This is a genomic window from Pseudomonas sp. 01L34, assembly GCF_056400265.1.
This window is the reverse complement of record NZ_JBFTSX010000012.1, coordinates 133,554-154,337: the sequence shown is the minus strand read 5'-3', so window position 1 is coordinate 154,337 and position 20,784 is coordinate 133,554. Positions and strand designations below refer to the sequence as shown.

The 20,784-nt window shown below is 59.7% G+C and carries 19 protein-coding genes and 1 pseudogene; 8 read left to right on the top strand and 12 right to left on the bottom strand.

Annotated features, from left to right (window positions below; translation table 11 throughout):
• Nucleotides 1–258 (bottom strand): annotated as a pseudogene (locus AC1DQM_RS28985) (ShlB/FhaC/HecB family hemolysin secretion/activation protein); the annotation flags it as partial.
• Between the two features lie 387 nt (nt 259–645).
• On the opposite strand from AC1DQM_RS28985, the gene AC1DQM_RS28980 reads away from it, so the two are divergent.
• Complete coding sequence (locus tag AC1DQM_RS28980) at nt 646–2,466, top strand: di-heme-cytochrome C peroxidase (protein WP_477747204.1); 1,821 nt, start codon at nt 646–648, stop codon at nt 2,464–2,466.
• Between the two features lie 86 nt (nt 2,467–2,552).
• On the opposite strand, the gene AC1DQM_RS28975 is transcribed toward AC1DQM_RS28980, so the two are convergent.
• From AC1DQM_RS28975 to AC1DQM_RS28960, 4 genes are all read right to left on the bottom strand, one after another.
• On the bottom strand, nt 2,553–3,101 hold the full coding sequence (locus AC1DQM_RS28975; RefSeq protein ID WP_008011722.1) for a cupin domain-containing protein: 549 nt from the start codon (nt 3,099–3,101) through the stop codon (nt 2,553–2,555).
• Between the two features lie 381 nt (nt 3,102–3,482).
• On the bottom strand, nt 3,483–4,778 hold the full coding sequence (locus tag AC1DQM_RS28970) for an NAD(P)/FAD-dependent oxidoreductase (RefSeq protein ID WP_477747203.1): 1,296 nt from the start codon (nt 4,776–4,778) through the stop codon (nt 3,483–3,485).
• A 52-nt stretch (nt 4,779–4,830) separates the two neighbouring features.
• Entirely contained in the window at nt 4,831–6,321 is a 1,491-nt protein-coding gene (locus AC1DQM_RS28965) for an aldehyde dehydrogenase (RefSeq protein WP_477747202.1), read from the bottom strand.
• Between the two features lie 112 nt (nt 6,322–6,433).
• Complete coding sequence (locus AC1DQM_RS28960; RefSeq protein ID WP_018930106.1) at nt 6,434–7,810, bottom strand: glutamine synthetase family protein; 1,377 nt, start codon at nt 7,808–7,810, stop codon at nt 6,434–6,436.
• Between the two features lie 279 nt (nt 7,811–8,089).
• Between AC1DQM_RS28960 and AC1DQM_RS28955 the strand changes: the two genes are divergently transcribed.
• The 5 genes from AC1DQM_RS28955 to AC1DQM_RS28935 all read left to right on the top strand — a co-directional run bounded on the left by AC1DQM_RS28955 (nt 8,090) and on the right by AC1DQM_RS28935 (nt 13,371).
• Nucleotides 8,090–8,851 (top strand): gamma-glutamyl-gamma-aminobutyrate hydrolase family protein, encoded by a 762-nt coding sequence (locus AC1DQM_RS28955; protein WP_018930105.1) that lies wholly within the window; start codon nt 8,090–8,092, stop codon nt 8,849–8,851.
• A 230-nt stretch (nt 8,852–9,081) separates the two neighbouring features.
• Nucleotides 9,082–10,224, top strand: a complete 1,143-nt coding sequence (potA, locus tag AC1DQM_RS28950) for a polyamine ABC transporter ATP-binding protein (protein WP_018930104.1) — start codon at nt 9,082–9,084, stop codon at nt 10,222–10,224.
• Between the two features lie 29 nt (nt 10,225–10,253).
• Nucleotides 10,254–11,135, top strand: coding sequence for an ABC transporter permease subunit (locus AC1DQM_RS28945; RefSeq protein ID WP_167331203.1), 882 nt, complete (start codon nt 10,254–10,256; stop codon nt 11,133–11,135).
• Nucleotides 11,132–12,016, top strand: coding sequence for an ABC transporter permease subunit (locus AC1DQM_RS28940; protein ID WP_086944874.1), 885 nt, complete (start codon nt 11,132–11,134; stop codon nt 12,014–12,016). Before AC1DQM_RS28945 ends, AC1DQM_RS28940 begins: the two co-directional genes overlap by 4 nt.
• A gap of 257 nt (nt 12,017–12,273) precedes the next feature.
• The gene (locus AC1DQM_RS28935; protein WP_436275540.1) at nt 12,274–13,371 is read left to right on the top strand and encodes a polyamine ABC transporter substrate-binding protein; all 1,098 of its coding nucleotides are present in this window, start codon (nt 12,274–12,276) and stop codon (nt 13,369–13,371) included.
• A 151-nt stretch (nt 13,372–13,522) separates the two neighbouring features.
• Here AC1DQM_RS28935 and thpR read toward each other — a convergent pair whose 3' ends face one another.
• Nucleotides 13,523–14,062, bottom strand: a complete 540-nt coding sequence (gene thpR / locus AC1DQM_RS28930) for an RNA 2',3'-cyclic phosphodiesterase (protein WP_064618495.1) — start codon at nt 14,060–14,062, stop codon at nt 13,523–13,525.
• Nucleotides 14,063–14,187: 125 nt separating this feature from the next.
• Between thpR and AC1DQM_RS28925 the strand changes: the two genes are divergently transcribed.
• Nucleotides 14,188–14,382 (top strand): hypothetical protein, encoded by a 195-nt coding sequence (locus tag AC1DQM_RS28925; protein ID WP_018930099.1) that lies wholly within the window; start codon nt 14,188–14,190, stop codon nt 14,380–14,382.
• A 13-nt stretch (nt 14,383–14,395) separates the two neighbouring features.
• Here AC1DQM_RS28925 and AC1DQM_RS28920 read toward each other — a convergent pair whose 3' ends face one another.
• Nucleotides 14,396–14,749, bottom strand: coding sequence for a DUF1428 domain-containing protein (locus AC1DQM_RS28920; RefSeq protein WP_018930098.1), 354 nt, complete (start codon nt 14,747–14,749; stop codon nt 14,396–14,398).
• 16 nt (nt 14,750–14,765) lie between these two features.
• A complete protein-coding gene (locus tag AC1DQM_RS28915) occupies nt 14,766–15,866 on the bottom strand; it encodes a hypothetical protein (protein ID WP_477747201.1) in 1,101 nt (366 codons plus the stop codon).
• 370 nt (nt 15,867–16,236) lie between these two features.
• Between AC1DQM_RS28915 and AC1DQM_RS28910 the strand changes: the two genes are divergently transcribed.
• Nucleotides 16,237–16,506, top strand: a complete 270-nt coding sequence (locus tag AC1DQM_RS28910; RefSeq protein WP_064618498.1) for a hypothetical protein — start codon at nt 16,237–16,239, stop codon at nt 16,504–16,506.
• 18 nt (nt 16,507–16,524) lie between these two features.
• Here AC1DQM_RS28910 and AC1DQM_RS28905 read toward each other — a convergent pair whose 3' ends face one another.
• From AC1DQM_RS28905 to AC1DQM_RS28890, 4 genes are all read right to left on the bottom strand, one after another.
• A complete protein-coding gene (locus AC1DQM_RS28905) occupies nt 16,525–17,157 on the bottom strand; it encodes a Vgb family protein (RefSeq protein WP_064618500.1) in 633 nt (210 codons plus the stop codon).
• Between the two features lie 50 nt (nt 17,158–17,207).
• Complete coding sequence (locus tag AC1DQM_RS28900) at nt 17,208–18,428, bottom strand: helix-turn-helix domain-containing protein (RefSeq protein WP_477747200.1); 1,221 nt, start codon at nt 18,426–18,428, stop codon at nt 17,208–17,210.
• Nucleotides 18,429–18,528: 100 nt separating this feature from the next.
• The gene (locus AC1DQM_RS28895; protein ID WP_096479998.1) at nt 18,529–19,698 is read right to left on the bottom strand and encodes a Gfo/Idh/MocA family protein; all 1,170 of its coding nucleotides are present in this window, start codon (nt 19,696–19,698) and stop codon (nt 18,529–18,531) included.
• Between the two features lie 25 nt (nt 19,699–19,723).
• Nucleotides 19,724–20,647, bottom strand: a complete 924-nt coding sequence (locus AC1DQM_RS28890) for a TIM barrel protein (protein ID WP_064618506.1) — start codon at nt 20,645–20,647, stop codon at nt 19,724–19,726.
• Nucleotides 20,648–20,784 lie beyond the last annotated feature (137 nt).

The window sequence follows — 20,784 nt, the reverse complement described above, 5'->3', positions numbered from 1 at the left end:
GTCGGCGCCTTTGAGTTCGATGTCCTTGATGGGGAAACAACGGGCGTCGGCCGGGGCCGTCGCGGGCGCGGGTTTGGCTGCCTTGCCGGGTAATTCCTTGAGCTCCTCGAGACGCCGACGCTGCTCGTCGAGCAAGCGATCCTGACGTTCGCGGATCAGATCGGTTTCACCGGGGGTGGGGGCAGCGTGAGCAAGATTCAGCGGAGAAAGGCACAGCAAAGCCAGGCACAACCTCGCCACGAGGGCGGGTGGATACATGTTCGATCCCTCGAATGGAGAATGATAGCACAATAGTGGCGCGATATTAGATGGCCACTATTTTGACGTCAATGAATGGATTCATTAGAGGAGGTTAAGGGATGACTTGTAATGGCTAAATCGGGCGCTTCCGATGAGAGCGCAGGACGTTTCCTGATGTGGTGTAGAAAAATGCTCACAACACCAAGGCGCTGTAGTCCGCAGAGAAAAAGCCGAGTGCCAAACGGCAAGGTCTTTTTTACGTAATGAACAACCCGGGCTCTGTCCGGGTACGGGGCATCGAACAAAATTAAAGAGCCGTATTTTTTGTGGCTACACTCATGGCTGGTAGCTATTGGCTACCAACGTGATGAGTCTCAACAGGAATTACAAATAGAAGGGAATCTGATGAACACGTTAAAAGCCCCCCCGTTTGCCTGCGCTGCATTGTTGTTTTTCGGCGCTCATTCCATGGCTCAGGCTGCCGACATTCTGGATCAGGGATGGAGTGACACCACCCAGTCCAATTGGCTTGAACTTTCACAAGGATCGAGAATTCTCCCTCTCTCCTGGGCGCTTGCATTGGAAGAGCCTGGTTCAGAGGAGAAGTTCATGAGTGACAAAACGATCTCCGCCTACGGTTACACGCCTTATCGTCCGTCTTATAACGGTAAGCGCTTTACGTTGCCGATGGGTTTCGTTTTGGATGACAGTCACGACAGCAAGTTGTCTTTCACGAAACTCCGCTGGTTTTTTGGACAAGGGTCGAGAGAACCGTGGGTGGGGATGAACTGTTCTGCTTGTCACACGGCTCAGATCAAATTTGAAGAGCAGAATCTTGTGATCAATGGCGGGCCAACGAACGCCGACTTTCAAAATTTCTTTAAATATTTTAGAGAGGCCTTGAGCAAAACGGCTTCCGACCCTGAAAAATTTGAACGCTTTGCAAAGAGCGTCCTGGGTGATGATCTGTCGAAAGGGAATCGCCAACGGTTGAAAAAATCCCTGGATAGCTTGAATGCGTTTTATGCCCAAAACGAGACACTGAATGCCACAGATCTGCAATATGGCCCAGGTCGCCTTGATGCCGTGGGCCACATTCTCAACAAAATCAGTCAAGTCACCCAAGCGAAACCGCCTACCCCTAACCCCTCTGATGCGCCGGTGAGTTATCCATTTCTCTGGAATACGCATCAACACAACGTCCTCCAATGGAACGGAATGGTCAGTAAAGACCAACTCCCTTCGATTAAAAATGACGGCGGCCTGGATGCTGGAGGTCTGGGGCGTAATGCTGGAGAGGCCATCGGTGTGTTCGCCGACGTTCGACCGGTTAAAGAATCTGCGGCCAAGGCAGGGTTTGTCTCCAGTGTGAATGTGAAAAATCTGGATGTTCTAGAGCGTTCTCTTTATAGCCTGAAGCCTCCGCGGTGGCCTGGGCAGTTGCCAAACGACCTTGCGCTTGGCGCCAAATTGTTTAAGGACAATTGTTCCGGCTGCCATACCCATATTGGTAGAGACGATCTCACCACGGCCATCACAGCGGTCATGATTCCAATCTCTGCGAATGACAATTTCAATGCCCAGAGCCCACAAGACTCGACCATTGGCACGGATCCCTGGATGGCGTGCAATGCCTATCAATTTAAAGCGGATGCGGGAGTGTTGACGGGTTATTCCAAAGTCGATAAATCAGGAACCATCAAGTCAAATGACCTGCTCTACAACATGCTGGGTGTGACCGTCCTGGAGACATTACTGGGTAAAGGACGCGATGTCGCCGAACTGGCTTTCGATGGATTGCTTGGTATAGATACCAAACCTCAAAAAGTCCCTGGCTTCAAGGACCGTGCCCTGTTCAGTCGTTTGGATGAGAAAGCGCTACGGCTATACAACTGCTACCGTGCCAGCTCTACCGTTCCTCTTCTCGCCTATAAAGCAAGACCCCTGACCGGCATCTGGGCCACCGCTCCCTATTTGCATAACGGCTCTGTACCGACCCTCAACGACCTTCTCCTGCCACCCCACCAGCGCCCCTCGACTTTTTATACAGGGACCAATGAGTTCGATGACAAAAAAGTTGGATTCAAGACCGAGAAATCGGACAAGAACTGGTTTCTTTTCGACACCAAGCTTGAGGGCAATAGCAACGCCGGGCATGACTATGGCGTGGGCAGCCTCAGTGACGTCCAAAGGTCACAACTTCTCGACTACTTGAAGTCACTTTGAAGTGAACGCATAGGTGCTTTTCTGAGTCGATAGCGGCCATTGATGGTTGCTATCGACTGCTACAGATTTAATGTTTGCTTCAGGTATCAGAAGTTAGCCGGGGTGTTGGCGCTGATGATTTCTGCCTCATCCGCCCCAATATTGCGAAACCGATGCGGCAGCGTCGTCGGGAAGTAATACCCATCCCCGGCATTCAACACACTAATCTGCCCATCCACCGTCAACTCAACCGTGCCACGGGTAACCAGCCCACACTCCTCCCCTTCAGCGTGCACAATCGGCTCTTCCCCCGAACTCGCCCCAGGCGCGTACTGCTCGCGCAACAGCCGCATCTGCCGACTCGGCACCGAAGCGCCAATCAGCAACAACCGCAGCCCATGACGCCCGAGATCCGGCTGTTCATTGGCGCGAAACACGTACTGATGCTCGCGTGGCGGTTGGTCGAAGGTGAAGAAGTCCGCCAAGGACATGGGGATGCCTTCGAGCAGTTTTTTGAGGGAGCTGACGGAGGGACTGACGCGATTCTGTTCGATCAGGGAGATGGTGGCATTGGTGACGCCGCTACGCCGGGCCAGCTCGCGCTGGGACAGTTTGTAGCTTTCGCGTACTAATTTGAGTCGTGAGCCCGTGTCCATGACAGCCTTATGTGAGAACTACTTAAGGGGTAATGGGGGTGGGTGGCGGGCGACTGGTGGCCGCGGATTACGCCGTTTCCCGTCCCGGAACCGTGGAAGGCGGGTATTAAATCACGTTTGTGGGTGTTGCTCAGCAGGTTCGATAAACGGCTGGCAAAAAAGCTGTCGGCTTCTGATGTCAGTCAGTTCTGGTTTAGAAACTGTGGCGAGGGGGCTTGCCCCTGTTGGGTCGCGAAGCGGCCCCAAAACCTGCCCACGCGGCGTATCAGATACACCGAATGGGCTGATTTTACGACTGCTTCGCAGCCGAACGGGGGCAAGCCCCCTCGCCACAGGAGTGATGCGTAGCCTTGGCCGGCGGAGACCGCCGGCAGGTTCAACCTAGATGCCGAAGCGGTCTCGCAAGGCGTAATACGCCGCGCCCATGGCGGTGAGTGGGGCCTGGAAAGTGCGGCCGCCGAGCATCGGCATGTGTGGCAGGGAGGCGAAGGCGTCGAAGCGTTCGGCGTCGCCGCGAATCATTTCCGAGATCAGTTTGCCAGCCAGGTGCGAGCAAGTGACGCCGTGGCCGCTGTAGCCTTGCATGTAGTAGGCGTTTTTCTCGATGCGGCCGAATTGCGGCATGCGCGACATGGTCAGCAGGAAGTTGCCGGTCCAGCGGTAGTCGATTTTCACGTCCTTGAGTTGCGGGAAGGTCTTGAGGATCTTCGGGCGGATCAGTTGTTCGATGTCGTCCGGCTCGCGGGCGCCGTAGACCACGCCGCCGCCGTACAGCAGGCGGTTGTCGGCGGTGAGGCGGTAGTAGTCGAGCAGGTAATTGCAGTCTTCGACACAGTAGTTATTGGTGATCAGGCTGCGGGCGACCTTCTCCGACAACGGCTCGGTGACGACGATTTGCGAACCGCAGGGCATGCTTTTGCGGGTCACGCGGTTGTCGAGGTCTTGCGGCAGGTAGGCGTTGCCGGCGATCAGCAGGTACTTGGCCCGCACCACGCCTTTGGCGGTGCGCACAGTGATTGGCTCGCCGTAGGAGATGTCCACGGCGGCGGATTGTTCGTAGATTTTGCCGCCCTGGCGAATGATCGCGGCAGCTTCGCCGAGGGCCAGGTTCAGTGGGTGGATGTGGCCGCCCTGCATGTCCAGCAAGCCGCCGACGTAGTTGTCGCAACCGACTTCGCGCTGGATGTCCGAGGCGTCGAGCATTTTCAGGTTGTTGTTGCCGTAGCGTTCCCAGTTACGCTTCTGCTCGGCCAGGCCGTTGAGTTGCTTCTTGTTCAGCGCTGCGAAGATGCCGCCGGGGCGGTAGTCGCATTTGATGTCGTACTCCTTGATACGCGAACGGATGATGTCGGCGCCTTCGAAGATCATGCTGCCGAGCACTTCGGCAGTTCTGTCGCCGTAGCGCTCTTCGATTACATCGACGTCGCGGCTGTAGGAGTTGACCAGTTGGCCGCCGTTGCGACCGCTGGCGCCGAAGCCGACTTTGGCGGCTTCCAGTACCGTTACGCTATAGCCCGCTTCGCTGAGGAACAGCGCCGAGGACAGCCCGGTGTAGCCGGCGCCGATCACGCAGACATCGCATTCCACCAGTTCTTCAAGCACCGGGTAATCGCCGGTCTGGTTGCGGGTTGCGGCGTAATAGCTGTTTACATGATTTTGTGTAGAGCTGTGTTTCATACATTTCTCCGAGGGCCGCCGGCCTATGCCGGCGACCGCCGCTGCAAAAGTGTTAGAGCTTGATCCAGGTCGCTTTGAGTTCGGTGTACTTGTCGAACGCGTGCAGCGATTTGTCCCGACCGTTACCCGACTGCTTGAACCCGCCGAACGGCGCGGTCATGTCGCCGCCGTCGTACTGGTTGACCCAGACACTGCCCGCGCGCAAGCCGCGAGCGAAGGTGTGGGCTTTGCTGAGATTGCTGGTCCACACACCAGCGGCGAGGCCGAAGATGCTGTCGTTGGCGATCTGCAGCGCTTCTTCGGCGGTGTCAAAGGTGATCAACGACAGCACCGGGCCGAAGATTTCTTCACGGGCGATGGTCATGGCGTTGGTCACGCCGTCGAAAATCGCTGGCTCCACGTACAGGCCACCGGTGCCTTCAAGGGTGCGACTGCCGCCAGCAATCAGTTGCGCGCCCTGGTCTTTGCCGACCTGGATGTAGCGCAGCACATTGTCCAATTGGCGCTGATCGACGACGGCGCCGACAGTGGTTTCAGGGTCGAGCGCATGCCCCGGTTTCCAGGCTTGCAGCGCTTCCACCAGCAACGGAATGAACTGCTCGCGGATCGAGCGCTCCACCAGCAGGCGCGAGCCGGCGGTGCAGACTTCACCCTGGTTGAAGGCGATTGCGCTGGCCGCCGCTCGAGCCGCTGCGCGCAAGTCCGGCGCGTCGGCGAACACCACGTTCGGGCTCTTGCCGCCCGCCTCCAGCCACACGCGCTTCATGTTGCTTTGCCCGGCGTAGATCATCAGTTGCTTGGCAATCGCGGTGGAGCCAGTGAAGGCCAGCACGTCGACGTCCATGTGCAACGCCAGCGCCTTGCCGACGGTGTGACCGAAGCCCGGCAACACGTTGAACACGCCTTTGGGAATGCCGGCGTCGAGGGCCAGTTGCGCGATGCGGATCGCCGTCAGCGGTGATTTTTCCGAGGGCTTGAGGATGAACGAGTTGCCTGCCGCCAGGGCTGGGGCGAACTTCCAGCTGGCCATGATCAGCGGGAAGTTCCACGGCACGATTGCGGCGACAACGCCTGCCGGCTCACGAGTGACGAGGCCCAATTGGTCGTGCGGGGTGGCGGCGACTTCGTCGTAGATTTTGTCGATGGCTTCGGCGCTCCAGCGGATCGCGTTGGCGGCCGCTGGAATGTCGATGGCCATGGAATCACTGATCGGTTTACCCATGTCGAGGGTTTCCAGCAGCGCCAGTTCTTCCTGGTTGGCCAGGATCAAGTCCGCGAAGCGAATCAAGATGCGCTTGCGTTCCGCGGGTGCCAACCGCACCCAGATGCCGGATTCAAATGCACGGCGCGCGACGGCGACTGCCGCATTGGCGTCGGCTTCGTCAGTGCTGGCGATGTTCGCCAGAAAGCGGCCGTCGACCGGGCTGATGCATTCGAAGGTGTCGCCGCTGAGTGCCGGGCAGTATTGGCCGTCGATGAATGCGCGGCCTTCTAGTGTCAAGGACTGGAAGCGTTGCTCCCAGTCGCTGCGAGTGTTTGTCATGGTTGTGACTCTACGCAGAGGAATAAGTGATCGTGTTAACCGATGGGCAAGCGATGAGTAACCTGTGGCGAGGGAGCTTGCTCCCTCTCCACAGGTTTAGTGTCAGCCCCCGTTAAACCGTGTGCAGGTACCAGTTGTACTCAAGGTCTGAAATGGAGTTCTCGAACTCGGCCAGCTCGCTTTCCTTGCACGCCACGAACACGTCGATGTACAGCGGGTCGATGTAGCGCGCCATGACTTCGCTGTCGTCCAGTTCACGCAATGCGTCGCGCAGGTTGTTCGGCAGGCTTTGCTCGTTCTGCTCGTAGCTATTGCCTTCAACCGGGGCGCCCGGCTCGATTTCGTTGGTCAGGCCGTGGTGAATACCAGCCAGCACCGAGGCCATCAGCAGGTACGGGTTGGCATCGGCGCCAGCGACACGATGCTCGATACGCACGGCATCCGCCGAACCGGTGGGTACGCGCACCGCCACGGTACGGTTGTCGATGCCCCAGCTTGGCGAGTTCGGTACGTAGAACTGCGCGCCGAAACGACGGTAGGAGTTGACGTTCGGGCAGAGGAACGCCATCTGCGCCGGCAGGGTCTCGAGCACACCGCCGATCGCATGTCGCAGCGCGGCGTTCTGCTCGGGATCCTCGCTGGCGAAGATGTTGTTGCCTTGCTTGTCGAGAATCGAAATGTGCACGTGCAAACCGTTGCCCGCCTGACCCGGATATGGCTTGGCCATAAACGTGGTGTCCATCTCGTGGTCGTAGGCGATGTTCTTCACCAGACGCTTGAGCAGCACCGCGTAGTCGCAAGCCTTTATAGGGTCGGAGACGTGATGCAGGTTGACTTCGAATTGCGCCGGGGCGCTTTCCTTGACGATCGCGTCAGCCGGGATGCCCTGCTCTTTCGCGCCTTCGAGGATGTCTTGCAGGCAGTCGACGTATTCGTCCAGATCGTCGATCAGGTACACCTGCGTCGAGTGCGGACGCTTGCCCGACACCGGCGAGCGTGGCGACTGCGGACGACCGTTCACGTTGTCCTGGTCGATCAGGTAGAACTCCAGTTCGAACGCCGCGCAAATGGTCAGGCCCATGTCATCGAACTTGCTCACCACCTGACGCAGCACTTCGCGCGGGTCAGCAAAGAACGGCTGGCCTTCGAGCTCGTGCATGGTCATCAGCAACTGCGCGGTCGGGCGCTTCTGCCAGGGTTCGATGCTGAGGGTATCGGGGATGGGATAGCAGATGCGATCCGAGTCGCCGATGTCCAGACCCAGGCCGGTGCTTTCCACCGTGGAACCGTTGATGTCCAGGGCAAACAGCGACGCCGGCAGGTTGATGCCTTTTTCGTAGACCTTGTGGAGACTGGTGCGCTCGATGCGCTTGCCGCGCACCACGCCGTTCATATCCGCAATCAGAAGGTCGACGTACAAAACCTCAGGATGTTGCTTAAGGAATGCGTTTGCTTCGTTGAGTTGAACGGCACGCAGAGGGACCGACATGATGCACCTATTAGCTGTTAATTATTATGTTCACTTCACTTGCGAAAGCCAGTCAACCCGAACGGCAAAGTGAAGTCAATAGCGAACACACAGCCTTTCAGCCTTTATTTTCTGGCCTTTTTTGGGCGCCAGAGTGCCATATCAGGCTTGCACACCGCGCAGACCCTCAGCATCGGACGTTCGGCGTTTAGAATTTTTTACATGAGAGTTGTTAATTAAAATCAACAAGGCTAAGCTCCGGAAAAGCTCGTTCAAGTGTGAAACTTCGAGGTGACAAAAATGGCATTCAAGCCATTGATCGGCGTTACTGCGTGCGTCAAACAGATTGGCCTGCACCCCTACCACGTCAGCGGCGACAAGTACTTGCGTGCTGTCAGCGTCGCGGCATTGGGGCTGCCAGTGGTCATTCCTTCCTTAGGCGACCTGACCGAAACCGATGCGCTGCTCGCGCAGCTCGACGGTCTGTTGCTGACCGGCTCGCCATCGAATGTGGAGCCCTTCCACTATCAAGGCCCGGCCAGTGCTCCCGGTACGGATCACGATCCGCAACGGGACGCCACCACCCTGCCCTTATTGCGTGCAGCCATCGCCGCCGGTGTTCCGGTGCTCGGCATCTGCCGGGGCTTTCAGGAAATGAACGTGGCGTTCGGCGGCAGCCTGCATCAGAAGGTGCACGAACTGCCCGGCATGCTCGATCACCGGGAAGCGGACAGTCCCGATCTGGCCGTGCAGTACGCAGCGGCCCATGCAGTGAATGTGCAACCGGGCGGTGTGTTCGAAGCACTGGACCTGCCACAGGTATTCCAGGTCAATTCGATTCACAGCCAGGGCATCGACCGACTCGCACCCGGCCTGCGCGCTGAGGCGATCGCGCCGGATGGTTTGATCGAGGCGATCTCCGTCGAGCACAGCAAGACCTTCGCCGTCGGCGTGCAATGGCACCCGGAATGGCAGGTGCTTTCGAATCCCCCTTACTTGAGTATTTTCCAGGCGTTTGGCGAGGCGTGCCGACAACGGGCGGCGCTGCGCAATACGCGCTGACTTCAGACATTACCAATCGATTGACTGCCCCCGTGAGTCTGGCGGGCGTGCCTTTGCGCGCCGGTGGCTCACGTAATAGATGAACCGCAATAACAACAAGCACGACCAGGCAGCCAGGACGGCGGTGCCGAATAAGCCCGAGCGCCAGCGTATCGCCCGGCCCGGGTTTGCAATCCACTCTTAAGTCAGGCCGTGTTGGCCCGACGACTGAAACCTGTTGGGAGTTTCATATGGCAAACGCCTCCAGCATCTACAGGAAGGCTCTTGATGGTCACCAGGCACCGAAAAAGGTGCTGGTGAAAGTCGACCGCGTCACCAAGAAATTCGACGAAACCACCGCCGTGGACGATGTGTCCCTGGAAATCCATCAAGGCGAAATCTTCGCCTTGCTCGGTGGCTCCGGCTCGGGCAAATCGACGCTGCTGCGCATGCTCGCCGGCTTCGAGCGCCCGACCGAAGGGCGGATTCTGCTCGACGGTGTCGACATCACTGACATGCCGCCCTACGAACGGCCGATCAACATGATGTTCCAGTCCTATGCGCTGTTCCCGCACATGACGGTGGCGCAGAACATCGCCTTCGGCCTCAAGCAGGACCGTTTGCCCGCCAGCGAAATCGACGCCCGTGTCGAAGAAATGCTGCGCCTGGTGCACATGACCCAATACGCCAAACGCAAGCCGCATCAATTGTCCGGCGGTCAGCGTCAGCGTGTGGCACTGGCGCGTTCGTTGGCCAAGCGACCGAAGCTGTTGCTGCTCGATGAACCGATGGGCGCACTGGATAAAAAGCTGCGCTCACAGATGCAACTGGAGCTGGTGGAAATCATCGAGCGGGTCGGCGTGACCTGCGTGATGGTGACCCACGACCAGGAAGAAGCCATGACCATGGCCGAGCGCATCGCGATCATGCACCTGGGCTGGATCGCCCAGATCGGCAGCCCGGTCGACATCTATGAAGCACCGGTCAGCCGCATGGTCTGCGAGTTCATCGGCAACGTGAACGCCTTCGACGGCACCGTTGTGGAAGACCTGGAAGGTCACGCGATCATCCACAGCCCGGACCTTGCGCAGAAGATTTACGTCGGCCACGGCGTGAGTACCTCGGTGCAGGACAAGTCGATCACCTACGCTATCCGCCCGGAAAAAATGCTGGTCAGCACCCTCAAGCCCGAGACCCGCTACAACTGGTCCGAAGGCAAGGTGCATGACATCGCCTACCTCGGTGGCCACTCGGTGTTTTATGTGGAGCTGCCTGGCGGCAAGATCGTCCAGTCGTTCATGGCCAACGCCGAACGCCGTGGCGCACGCCCGACCTGGGACGATCAGGTCTACGTGTGGTGGGAAGACGACAGCGGCGTGGTACTGCGCTCATGAGAACCTTCAATCAGCAGTTCCTGCGCCTGGTGCCCAGTGGCCGCAAAATGGTCATCGGCATTCCATTCCTGTGGCTGTGCCTGTTTTTCCTGTTGCCGTTCTTCCTGGTGATGAAGATCAGCTTCTCGGAAGCAGCCCTGGCCATTCCGCCCTACTCCGAGATTTACACCTTCGCCGAACAGAAATTCCAGCTGCTGCTGAACCTCGGCAACTACTCGCTGCTGACCGAGGATGAGCTGTACATCTCGGCTTACTTCGGCTCGTTGAAGGTCGCATTCTTAAGTACGCTGATGTGCCTGGTGATCGGTTTCCCGATGGCTTATGCGATCACCAAGGCCAGCAAGGAAGCGCAAAACGTCTTGCTGCTGTTGATCATGATGCCGACCTGGACCGCGATCCTGATCCGCGTGTATGCGTGGATGGGCATCCTCAGCAACAACGGATTGCTCAATGCGTTCCTGATGTGGACCGGGCTCACGTCGCAGCCGATCGAGATCCTCAACACCAACACCGCCGTGTACATCGGGGTGGTTTACGCGTACCTGCCGTTCATGGTGCTGCCGCTGTACGCCAACCTGGTGAAGCACGATGGCAGCCTGCTGGAAGCCGCGTCGGACCTGGGTTCGAGCAACTTCAACAACTTCTGGAAAATCACCGTGCCGCTGGCCAAGAACGGGATCATCGCAGGCTGCATGCTGGTGTTCATTCCGGTGGTCGGTGAGTTCGTGATTCCGGAACTGTTGGGTGGCCCGGAAACCCTGATGATCGGCCGCGTGCTGTGGCAGGAGTTCTTCAACAACCGCGACTGGCCGGTGGCGTCCGCCCTGGCGGTGGTGATGCTGGCGATCCTGATTGTGCCGATTCTGCTGTTCAACCGTAGCCAGGCCAAAGAGATGGAGGGACGGGGATGAACCGTTTCGGATTTTCACGATTGATGCTGGTGCTCGGCCTGTCGTTTATCTACCTGCCGATGCTGATTCTGGTGATCTACTCGTTCAACGCCTCGAAGCTGGTGACGGTGTGGGGCGGCTGGTCGGTGAAGTGGTATGTCGGCCTGCTCGACAACACGCAACTGATGGGCTCGGTGGTGCGCTCGCTGGAAATCGCCTGCTACACGGCGATTGCCGCGGTGGCGCTCGGCACATTGGCGGCGTTCGTGCTGACACGTGTGACGCGCTTCAAGGGCCGTACGCTGTTCGGTGGTTTGGTGACGGCGCCGCTGGTGATGCCGGAAGTGATCACCGGTCTATCGCTGTTGCTGCTGTTCGTGGCCATGGCGCAGTTGATCGGCTGGCCGCAGGAACGCGGCATCGTCACCATCTGGATCGCTCACACCACATTCTGTGCAGCGTATGTGGCGGTGGTGGTGTCGGCGCGCTTGCGTGAGCTGGATTTGTCCATTGAAGAAGCCGCCATGGACCTCGGTGCACGGCCGCTCAAGGTGTTCTTCCTGATCACCATTCCGATGATCGCGCCATCACTGGCGGCCGGCGGCATGATGTCGTTTGCCTTGTCGCTGGATGATTTGGTGTTGGCGAGCTTTGTGTCGGGGCCAGGGTCGACGACCCTGCCGATGGAAGTATTCTCGGCGGTGCGTCTGGGCGTTAAGCCTGAGATCAATGCCGTGGCCAGCCTGATTCTGCTGGCGGTGTCGATCGTCACGTTCATGGTCTGGTATTTCAGCCGCAGGGCCGAAGCCACCCGCAAACGAGCGATTCAGGAAGCGATGGACCAGACTGCCAGCGAGTCCTGGCAACAACCGAAAAAGCAAATGGTAGAAGCGACGGTCTAGTGCCACTGATTTTCAGTTAAGTGAGCACCATCCTGTGGCGAGCGAGCTTGTTGTGGCGAGGGGGCTTGCCCCCGTTCGGCTGCGAAGCAGTCGTAAACCAGCGAATTCAGTGTGCTTGATACACCTCGTTTACAGGTTTGAGGGCCGCTTCGCGGCCCAACGGGGGCAAGCCCCCTCGCCACAACAAGCCCCCTCGCCACAGGTTTTGTGTTCACCGCGTTTTATGTGATTTGAATAAAAAGAATGGAGTTGTACCGATGAAAATGTTTGGCAGGACTCTGCTGACACTGTCCTTATTGGGCGCAATCACCGCTGGCGCCCAGGCCAATGACAAGGTACTGCGCGTCTACAACTGGTCGGATTACATCGCCCCGGACACCGTCAAGAAGTTCGAAGACGAGACCGGTATCCGCGTGACCTACGATGTGTTCGACAGTAACGAAACCCTTGAGGCACGGCTGCTGGCGGGAAAATCGGGCTATGACATCGTGGTGCCGTCCAACAGTTTCCTGGCCAAGCAGATCAAGGCCGGGGTCTATCAGGAACTGGACAAATCGAAGCTGCCTAACTGGAAGAATCTCAACCCGGTGCTGCTGAAAAATGCCTCGGCCAGCGACCCGGATAACGGCCACGCCTTCCCGTACATGTGGGGTTCGATCGGCATCGGTTACAACCCGGCCAAGGTCAAGGAAGTGCTCGGCACAGATGCCCCGGTGAATTCCTGGGACTTGCTGTTCAAACCGGAAAACGCCGCCAAGCTCAAAGCCTGCGGCATCAGCTTTCTTGATTCGCCGACGGAAATGCTTCCGGCTGCCCTGCACTATCTGGGCTACCCGGTGAACTCCCGGGACAAGGCGCAAATCGCCGAAGCCGAAGCGCTGTTCATGAAGATCCGGCCGTCGGTGGCCTACTTCCATTCATCGAAATACATCTCCGACCTGGCCAACGGCAACATCTGCGTCGCTGTCGGTTACTCCGGCGACGTGCTGCAAGCCAAGGCCCGCGCCCAGGAAGCCGGCGACAAGGTCAAGATCGAGTACAGCATCCCGAAAGAAGGCGCCGGCAGTTTTTACGACATGGTCGCCATTCCCCGGGACGCCGCCAACGTCGACAACGCCTACCTGTTCATGAACTTCCTGATGCGCCCGGACATCATCGCCGAAGTCACCAACAGCATCGGCTACAGCAACGCCAACGCAGCGGCCACGCCGTTGGTGGATGAAGCGATTCGTGACGACCCGGGGTCGTATCCGCCGCAAGCAGTGATGGCGACTTTGTATGCCATTCCTGACATGCCGATTGCCACCCAGCGGATCATGACCCGGGGCTGGACGCGGGTGAAGCTCGGTAAGTAATCCCGCCTCACTGATCGTTCATTCGCGAAAGCGATCCTTTTCCGTTCACGCAGCGCCTTACCACCGCTGCACTCCTCTCTGATGAACGGCCTCACCTGGCTTCCTCGGTTTAGGTGAATTCAGGCGCCCTCGGGCGCCTTTTTTTGTGGGCTTATGAAGTGACCAGCGGCCACTCGGCCAGCGCTATGTATCGGCCTTTATGGGACTCGAACAGGCTGAAGCGATCGGCGCGCAGGTAAAACTCCGGTGGCGTCGCGGATTCAGGGACCGGCGCCCGGTAGTCGCGCATCAGGGTCAAATGCGGGCGAAATTCCCGATGGGTGTCTTCAAAACCGAACGGCAACATGGCCTGCTCCAGCGCATACACCAGGCGCAGCAGCTCCGGTGCCGCCTGCGCGGGCGCCAGCAGCAACACCCCGGAGCGACGCCAGACGTCCAGCCGATCCAGCACCACCGTCAACGGCACGCCGGACGTGCGGATATTGGCAGCGGCCTTGCAGACACCGGCTATTTGCGCCATGCCCACCGTGCCGAGAAACAGCAGGGTCAGATGAAAGTTTTCCGCCGGCACCGGGCGCCCGATGTTGAGCCCCAGCGCGCTGCGCCATTGGGCGATGGCCCGGCGTTGTTCGGGAGCGCAGTTCAGGGCGAAAAACAGCCGTTTGAACGGCTCGCGGGTTTCATCGCTCATGTCTGGCACCTCAATGCTTGGGGACCCTTTGATTTTACAAAGGGATACCACGCCAGCAAGCCCATTTCTGGCACCTGTCGGCATGCGCGTTATAGTTGAAGCAACCGAATCGACGGGAGGACGCCATGCGTCAGGTCATCAGCAAAGAGCCATGGTGGGCCGTACCACCGAAGCCCGGCCAGGATGAGTCCGAGCTGGAATGGGGCTGGCTGGTTCATTACAACGAAGGCGAGCCGCGCTTCGAGTTCATCAAGGAGCGGCCGTCGGACAGCGAGATTCGCAATCGCAAAAGCTGCAGGATCACCCCGACGCCGGAGTGATCCTGCCGCCTCTTCAGGCTTTGACGAGCATTTCGAAACCACCAAAAATCGCCCGCTGGCCGTCGAACGGCATCGGATTGACGTCCGGTTGCATCCGCGGATCGCTCATCAGTTTCGCCATGCCGGCGTCACGGGTGGCCTTGTCCGGCCAGACGATCCAGGAAAACACCACGGTCTCGTCTTCCTTGAGTTTGACCGCCATGGGAAACGACGTCACTTTGCCATCAGGCACGTCGTCGCCCCAGCATTCAGCGAGGCTGAGCGCGCCGTTTTCCTTGAAAATCGCGGCGGCGGACTCCGCGTGTTTCTTGAACTTTTCGCGGTTGGCCTTGGGCACCGCTGCGACGAAGCCATCAACGTAAGCCATGATCATTCTCCTCGGGTTATGGGTTGATCTGCTGGGTAGTCGATCCAGCGTGGCTCCAATCGACAGTTCCCGCACCCAAGCCGACCGACGGTTCGACGGGCTGAGCAACAGGTTGTGCAACAGGCTGGGCCAGGGACTGGGCCAAGCCGCCTTCGATTTGCCCGGCCATGTACAGCGTTCCGGCCATGACGCCGGTGGTAGGGTTTCGCACCAGCTTCAGCCACGCCTTGTCGAATGAGTCGCCCAGGCTGCTGCGGATCAGCGCCTCGCTATCGGGTCGGTCGTTGGCTTGAATAACCGCACGCACCCCCGCCACTCCCAGGGAAATCACCGCCCCGGCCAGTTTCCCCGCCGCTGCCGCCACGGCACCAGCCGCGCCTCGTGGGGCCATTTCGGCTTCCATTCGTTTGCTCGCGCGCTTGGCCACTGGCGTCATGCCGGCGTCCGTCGAGGCAATGCCCTTCTCACCGCCTGCCGTGTGGATCTTGTCGATCAACGCCGCGTAGGCCGGCAACTTAGTCAGCGGTTCACTGTGCACCACCTGATACAGCGATGCGTCACGGGCGGGCGGCGGTCCCAGCGAAATCGCCGGAATTTTCTGGATACGGTCGTTGAGCTGCGCCATCGGCACGCCATGACGCTGGGAGATGACCTGAAGTTGCTGGCCGAGAGCTTGCACATAATACGCTGTCGCCTGCCCGAGGATCTCGTCGGGATCAATCTCCACCGCTACCGGGTCCAGCACTTTGTGGTGATATTGCTCCAACAGATAGGCCGCCAGGCGTTTGGCCGAGGCATCCTGCTCACCCCCGGCACTGAGGGTGTACCAGCTGACCTTCATCGACAGCCATTCCTGGGTCCAATAGCTGCTGAACCACGGAATGAAGACTTCTTCGGTCTGTTCGTAAACCCGCGTGCGCCAATGCTCCATGGATCCGCGGGCATAGACCCTGGCCTGTTCGGTGGCCTGCTGCGAAGCCGCGACAATTTCCTGGTCAACCTGCTGCCAGGTGCTCTGGGAAACCACTACCGGCGCCACGACTACCGGGGCACGCGCAGTCGTTACGCATCCCGCCAGTACCACCAACACAGCGACGATCAGCGAACGCAGGTTCAAGATCGCAGTGTCCTACAGTCTGCGTCGAACGGAGCGTTCGACGCGTAAAAGCATGTTGATTTGAGTATAGGTCGGGGCTGGGGGCCGTCCGTCAGGAAGTGTGGTAGCGCCCTCAAAAATACCTGCGCGAGCAGACCCGCAAGTCCATCGAGGAACGCCACCATCATCCACGTCGATATTCACCATCGCCGCGAATGCCTTCCGCAAAAAAACCGTCAGGTGCAGGATCAACTCATCGCCACTCAAACCCCGCATCGGAGGGGCAGACCATGTTGATCCACCTTCTGACCTGCCTGGCCCTGACGGCCATCACCCTGACCCTGTTTTCCCGCCTGGTGCTGGATATCGGTCAAACCGAGGAGCCGACATCATGATCTATTCCGTCAACCTCGCCGTGAGCTTTCCGGTGTTCGGCAGCAACTACTATTCGCAACAGGTCGTCTCTCGCAAAGCCGTCGCGCTGGTGTTCGACAAGCAATTCGAAACCTTGCTGATGCCGGCGGCCACCCACCACTTCAGTAACGAAGTGGTGGGGCTTAACGATCAGTTCCGCTTTTTGAATGATGTGCTGGTTGAGCATCTGCTGGAAATCGAGATGACTCAGCGTCCTTCACGCTCGGCGCAAGCGTTCACCTTCTGACAGGCTGGGTGCAGCCTGTCATTCTGGCCGGCGCACGGCTCTCACCTTCCCGCTGTTGCCGCCGCCACAGAAAAACCGGTCGTGGCCATCGAACTCAAGCCCCGACACGCCGACGCCAGCCGGCATCTGGACGCTCTCCAACACCTCGCCCGTGGCCGGATCGACTCGTCGCAGCTCGCTCTCGTCACCTTCCCAGGTGCCATGCCACAGATCACCCTCGACCCAGGTCACCCCGGTAACAAAGCGGTTGGATTCGAGGGTGCGCAGCACCGCTCCGGTCTGGGGATCGACCTGATGGATCTTGCGCTCGCGATACTCACCGACCCAGAGCGTGCCTTCGGCCCACGCCAGCCCCGAGTCGCCACCGCCACCGGGTGCGGGGATGGTGGAGAGCACGCGGCCGGTCTGCGGGTCGATCTTCTGGATGCGATCCTCGGCGATCTGAAACAGATGCTGGCCATCGAAGGCGGTGCCGGCATGGGCGGCGACATCGATCGATTTCAGGGTTTTGCCGCTGGCCGGGTCCAGGGCGTTGAGTTTGTCGCCGGAGGCAAACCAGACACGCTGGCCGTCGTGGGTGACGCCGTGCACATGGTCGATGCCCGGAAAAGGCCCGTATTCGCGGATGATTTCAGCCGTTGAATGTTTCATGTCTTGCTCCTCGTTTACTGACTGCGTTCACTGGGGTAGTGAAGAGGATGCTAATCACTGGGCAGCAACGCCGTGAGTAACAATCCCGTCGCGAATCCAGGTACCGGCGGGAGCATCCAGCGACGAGCCCGACCGTGACCGAACGACTGCACCTTGCCGGTCGCCGCCAGCGTGTCGAGGGCTCGTTGCACGGTGCGCTGACTGGCGCCGAGCACCAACGCCAGGGCCGAACTCGACCACGACTCACCGTCGGCTAGAAAAGCGAGCAGCGTCGCATGCTGTTCTTCGACAGGCCGCGCCAGCACCACGACGTCAGGCGCAACCCGTGGTACCAGTGCAAACCCTCGTGGGGTCGCGATCACGTCGGCAATCAAGTGCAGCGCCCCGCGCAGCCGCCCGAGTTCGACGCGCAACCGTGCGCGATGGGACTCATCCGCGTGCTTCATCCGAAAGGCTCGCGCAATCAACGTTTCCCTCGGCACGTCGGCCGGCCACGCTTCGCCCAGCGCCCGGGCGAGCGCGAACAACACCGGACGCCGGGCGAGCGAAACCGACGCGTCTGCGTCGCGCACCACATACCGGCAAGCGTCCACCACCAGCGTGGGGGATGCCAATAACGCTTCAATCTCATCGAGCAGCAGCGGCTGTTCCTGCCCACCGATAATCAGCCGCGCCGCTGGTGTATCGAGGATATGCCTGGCGCTTTCGACCTCGGCGGTGAGTGCCGCAATGCCCGCGTGCTGCGCAGCATGCCCGGCCCGCTCAAGTGCCGCGCGCGCCGCATTCGTTTGCAGACGACGCATGGCGATGCCCGCCAGAACCAGTTCGTAAGCAGCCCTCGACGCGGGCAGTAATGGCGTCGGGTCGAGTTCGGCGAGACGGCCCTCGGCCTCGTCGAGATGCCCGATCAGCAGCAGGCGGCGAATCTCGAGATAGCGCGCATGGGCGGCGTTGACCCAATCGCCGTGTGCCTGAAGCGTCGTCCGTGCGGTGTCGAGCGCCTTCACCGGCCAGTTCAGGTCACGCGAGGCGAGCGCGATCTCTGCCTCGGCAACAACACACCGCGCGCGGGCCAAGGCCTCCTTCGCACCGAACGCCCGCGCGGCACTTCGCACCAGCGCCTTCGCCCGCACAAGGTCACCCAGTTGCGCCATCGCGATGCCTCGAAGCGCGAGTGCAGGCGCGTCGTTGCGCAAGGCGATGCGGTTCAGCGCGCCGAGCGGATCACCCGCCGCGAGCGCACGCGCTGCTGCGGTGATCAGCGAATCCATGTGAACTGCGTCACTTGTAACCCCCACCGTCCGATGTCCGCTGATCAGTCTATCTCACGACTGCTCAGCCGCACGCCGATCCGCCAGGGGCACCCGTGACTCAGTAATCGACCCACACCCCACCCAGGTCCGCAGAATGGACGCAGCGCTCGACCCAGCGCACGCCTTCGACACCGGCATTGATGTCTGGATAACGCAGCGTTGCCAGTTGTTCATGATCACCACGGTTGGCGGCGTCCATGGCCAAGGCGAAACGGTAATAGAGGTTGGCCCAGGCATCGAACAGCCCTTCCGGGTGCCCGGCACCGATCCGGTCATCAAGCAACGCATGGGGATGCAGATAACCCATCCCGCGCTCCAGCACCTGGGCAGGTTTACCCTGGACTTCGAATGACAGCTGGTTCGGCCGCTCATCCCACCATTCAAGGCTGGCCCTGGAGCCGATCACCCGAATTTTCTGGCCATGCATGGATCCGGCGTTCACCGCGCTCGACCACACACTGCCCATGGCCCCGCCTTCGTATTCCATCAGTGTGTAGGCGTTGTCCTCGAGTGGTGCGCGGCTTTTGACAAAGCTCTGGCGTGTGCACAACAGCCGTTTGATCTTGAGCTCGGGCAGCATGACTTCCGACAGGTACAGCGGATGAGTGCCAACGTCTCCCAGCACATAACTGGGGCCAGCGAGGCGCGGATCGACCCGCCATTTGGTCGCCTCGCTCTGCGCCTCGACCGCCTCACAGTGGAAGCCATGGGCAAACTGCATGTGCACCATGCGCACCTCACCCAACTCACCCTGGGCGATCATTTCCCGCGCCTGCTCGATCAACTGGTGCCCGGCATAGCCGTAGGTCACCCCCACCACCCGGTTTCGCGACAACGCGATTTCGCGCAGGGTTTGCGCCTCCTCGAGGGTGAAGCACAGCGGCTTTTCACAGACCACATGCAGCCCCGCTTCCAGAGCGGCCTTGGTGATTTCAAAGTGAGTGCCATTGGGCGTCGCCACGGAAATGGCCTGGATACCATCCGCCCGCCCGGCTTCGCCCTCAATCAGGCTGCGATAGTCGGCGTAGCAACGCTCGGGGTCGACCCCCAGTTGCACACCGAAGTCGCGACCGCGTTGCGGGTCCAGGTCGAAGGCGCCGGCCACCAGTGCAAACGACTGGTCACGCAGGGCCGCCGAACGATGGATGTAGCCGATCTGACTGTCACGCCCGCCGCCCACCATCGCCCAGCGGATTGGTTGAGGAATTCGCTTGCTGCCATTGATCATCGAAAAGTCCTTCGCATGAGAGAAATCAGAAACCCGCCCGGGACAGGTAGTCACGGCTGGCAGCCACGTCGCGCAGACTGCCGTGGGCGTTACGTGGATCACGTTCTTGCTCGACCGTGATGTAACCCTGGTAACCGATCTCGGTGATCAGCTCGCGCAAGGCGCCGTAGTCGATGACACCCTGGCCGATCGGGCACATCACGCCTCTTGCGCACGCGGCGAAGAAGGTGATGTGTTCGCCCAGCACTTGATCGAACACGGCCTGATCGATGTCTTTGAAATGCAGGTAATCCACGCGGTCCGCGTACTGGCGCAGGGTCTGCACCGGGTCCATACCGGCGTAGTACAGATGGCCGGTGTCCAGACACAGGCCAGCCACTTCGTAGGGGATGTCTTCAACCAGTCGGGCCAGCTCATCAGCGAACTCGATGTAGCCCCCGGCGTGCGGATGAATCACCGTGCGCACACCGAATTCCGTCCACGCCAACTCGGCGATGGCGCGGATATGGGCCATCATGCCCCGCCAGGCATCGGGCGCCAGGCGCGGCGCGCGGTCAGAGTGGCCAGCGGCGTAGTCACGCTCCTCATGCCCCCAATCGATGACCACCAGACACGGCATGGCGAAACGTTGCCCCGGCTCCAGGGGAATTGCCGGCAACTGCTTGAGCAATGCGCAGATATTACGGGTTTGATGCAGCAGGCTGGGCAGGTTGGCGGGATCGACCAGATTGTCGAACACCGTGCCAGCCACCACGTGCAGGCCGTGTTTGACCAGCACCGAGCCCACCGCATCGGCGTCCAGTGGCAGGTAACCGTATGGCCCCAATTCGATGCCGCGATACCCCGCTTGCGCCGCTTCGCCAAGAACCTGTTGCCACGCCGGCAGATGAGGATTGTTGACGTCGTCGACGCCCCAGCAACAAGGCGCGGTGGAGATGTGGAGGGTCATGTCAGGCTCCGATGATTATTGTTATGGGTGGTGATGTTTCGCTGGTAGAAATCCTAAGGTGGGCAGATGCACGGCTGCTATAGTCCCTGAGCGATACCTGTCAAAACCCGTCAAAAGTTTCAGATAGGCTTTCATTT

Excerpts from the sequence above, each read along its gene's own strand:
- AC1DQM_RS28975 (WP_008011722.1), bottom strand. The coding sequence starts at position 3,101 with ATGGACACGGGCTCACGACTCAAATTAGTACGCGAAAGCTACAAACTG.
- AC1DQM_RS28970 (WP_477747203.1), bottom strand. The coding sequence starts at position 4,778 with ATGAAACACAGCTCTACACAAAATCATGTAAACAGCTATTACGCCGCA.
- AC1DQM_RS28890 (WP_064618506.1), bottom strand. The coding sequence starts at position 20,647 with ATGACCCTCCACATCTCCACCGCGCCTTGTTGCTGGGGCGTCGACGAC.
- thpR (WP_064618495.1), bottom strand. The coding sequence starts at position 14,062 with ATGAGCGATGAAACCCGCGAGCCGTTCAAACGGCTGTTTTTCGCCCTG.
- AC1DQM_RS28905 (WP_064618500.1), bottom strand. The coding sequence starts at position 17,157 with ATGAAACATTCAACGGCTGAAATCATCCGCGAATACGGGCCTTTTCCG.
- AC1DQM_RS28960 (WP_018930106.1), bottom strand. The coding sequence starts at position 7,810 with ATGTCGGTCCCTCTGCGTGCCGTTCAACTCAACGAAGCAAACGCATTC.
- AC1DQM_RS28940 (WP_086944874.1), top strand. The coding sequence starts at position 11,132 with ATGAACCGTTTCGGATTTTCACGATTGATGCTGGTGCTCGGCCTGTCG.
- AC1DQM_RS28920 (WP_018930098.1), bottom strand. The coding sequence starts at position 14,749 with ATGGCTTACGTTGATGGCTTCGTCGCAGCGGTGCCCAAGGCCAACCGC.
- AC1DQM_RS28980 (WP_477747204.1), top strand. The coding sequence starts at position 646 with ATGAACACGTTAAAAGCCCCCCCGTTTGCCTGCGCTGCATTGTTGTTT.
- AC1DQM_RS28935 (WP_436275540.1), top strand. The coding sequence starts at position 12,274 with ATGAAAATGTTTGGCAGGACTCTGCTGACACTGTCCTTATTGGGCGCA.
- AC1DQM_RS28900 (WP_477747200.1), bottom strand. The coding sequence starts at position 18,428 with ATGGATTCGCTGATCACCGCAGCAGCGCGTGCGCTCGCGGCGGGTGAT.
- AC1DQM_RS28965 (WP_477747202.1), bottom strand. The coding sequence starts at position 6,321 with ATGACAAACACTCGCAGCGACTGGGAGCAACGCTTCCAGTCCTTGACA.
- AC1DQM_RS28910 (WP_064618498.1), top strand. The coding sequence starts at position 16,237 with ATGATCTATTCCGTCAACCTCGCCGTGAGCTTTCCGGTGTTCGGCAGC.
- AC1DQM_RS28955 (WP_018930105.1), top strand. The coding sequence starts at position 8,090 with ATGGCATTCAAGCCATTGATCGGCGTTACTGCGTGCGTCAAACAGATT.
- AC1DQM_RS28925 (WP_018930099.1), top strand. The coding sequence starts at position 14,188 with ATGCGTCAGGTCATCAGCAAAGAGCCATGGTGGGCCGTACCACCGAAG.
- potA (WP_018930104.1), top strand. The coding sequence starts at position 9,082 with ATGGCAAACGCCTCCAGCATCTACAGGAAGGCTCTTGATGGTCACCAG.
- AC1DQM_RS28895 (WP_096479998.1), bottom strand. The coding sequence starts at position 19,698 with ATGATCAATGGCAGCAAGCGAATTCCTCAACCAATCCGCTGGGCGATG.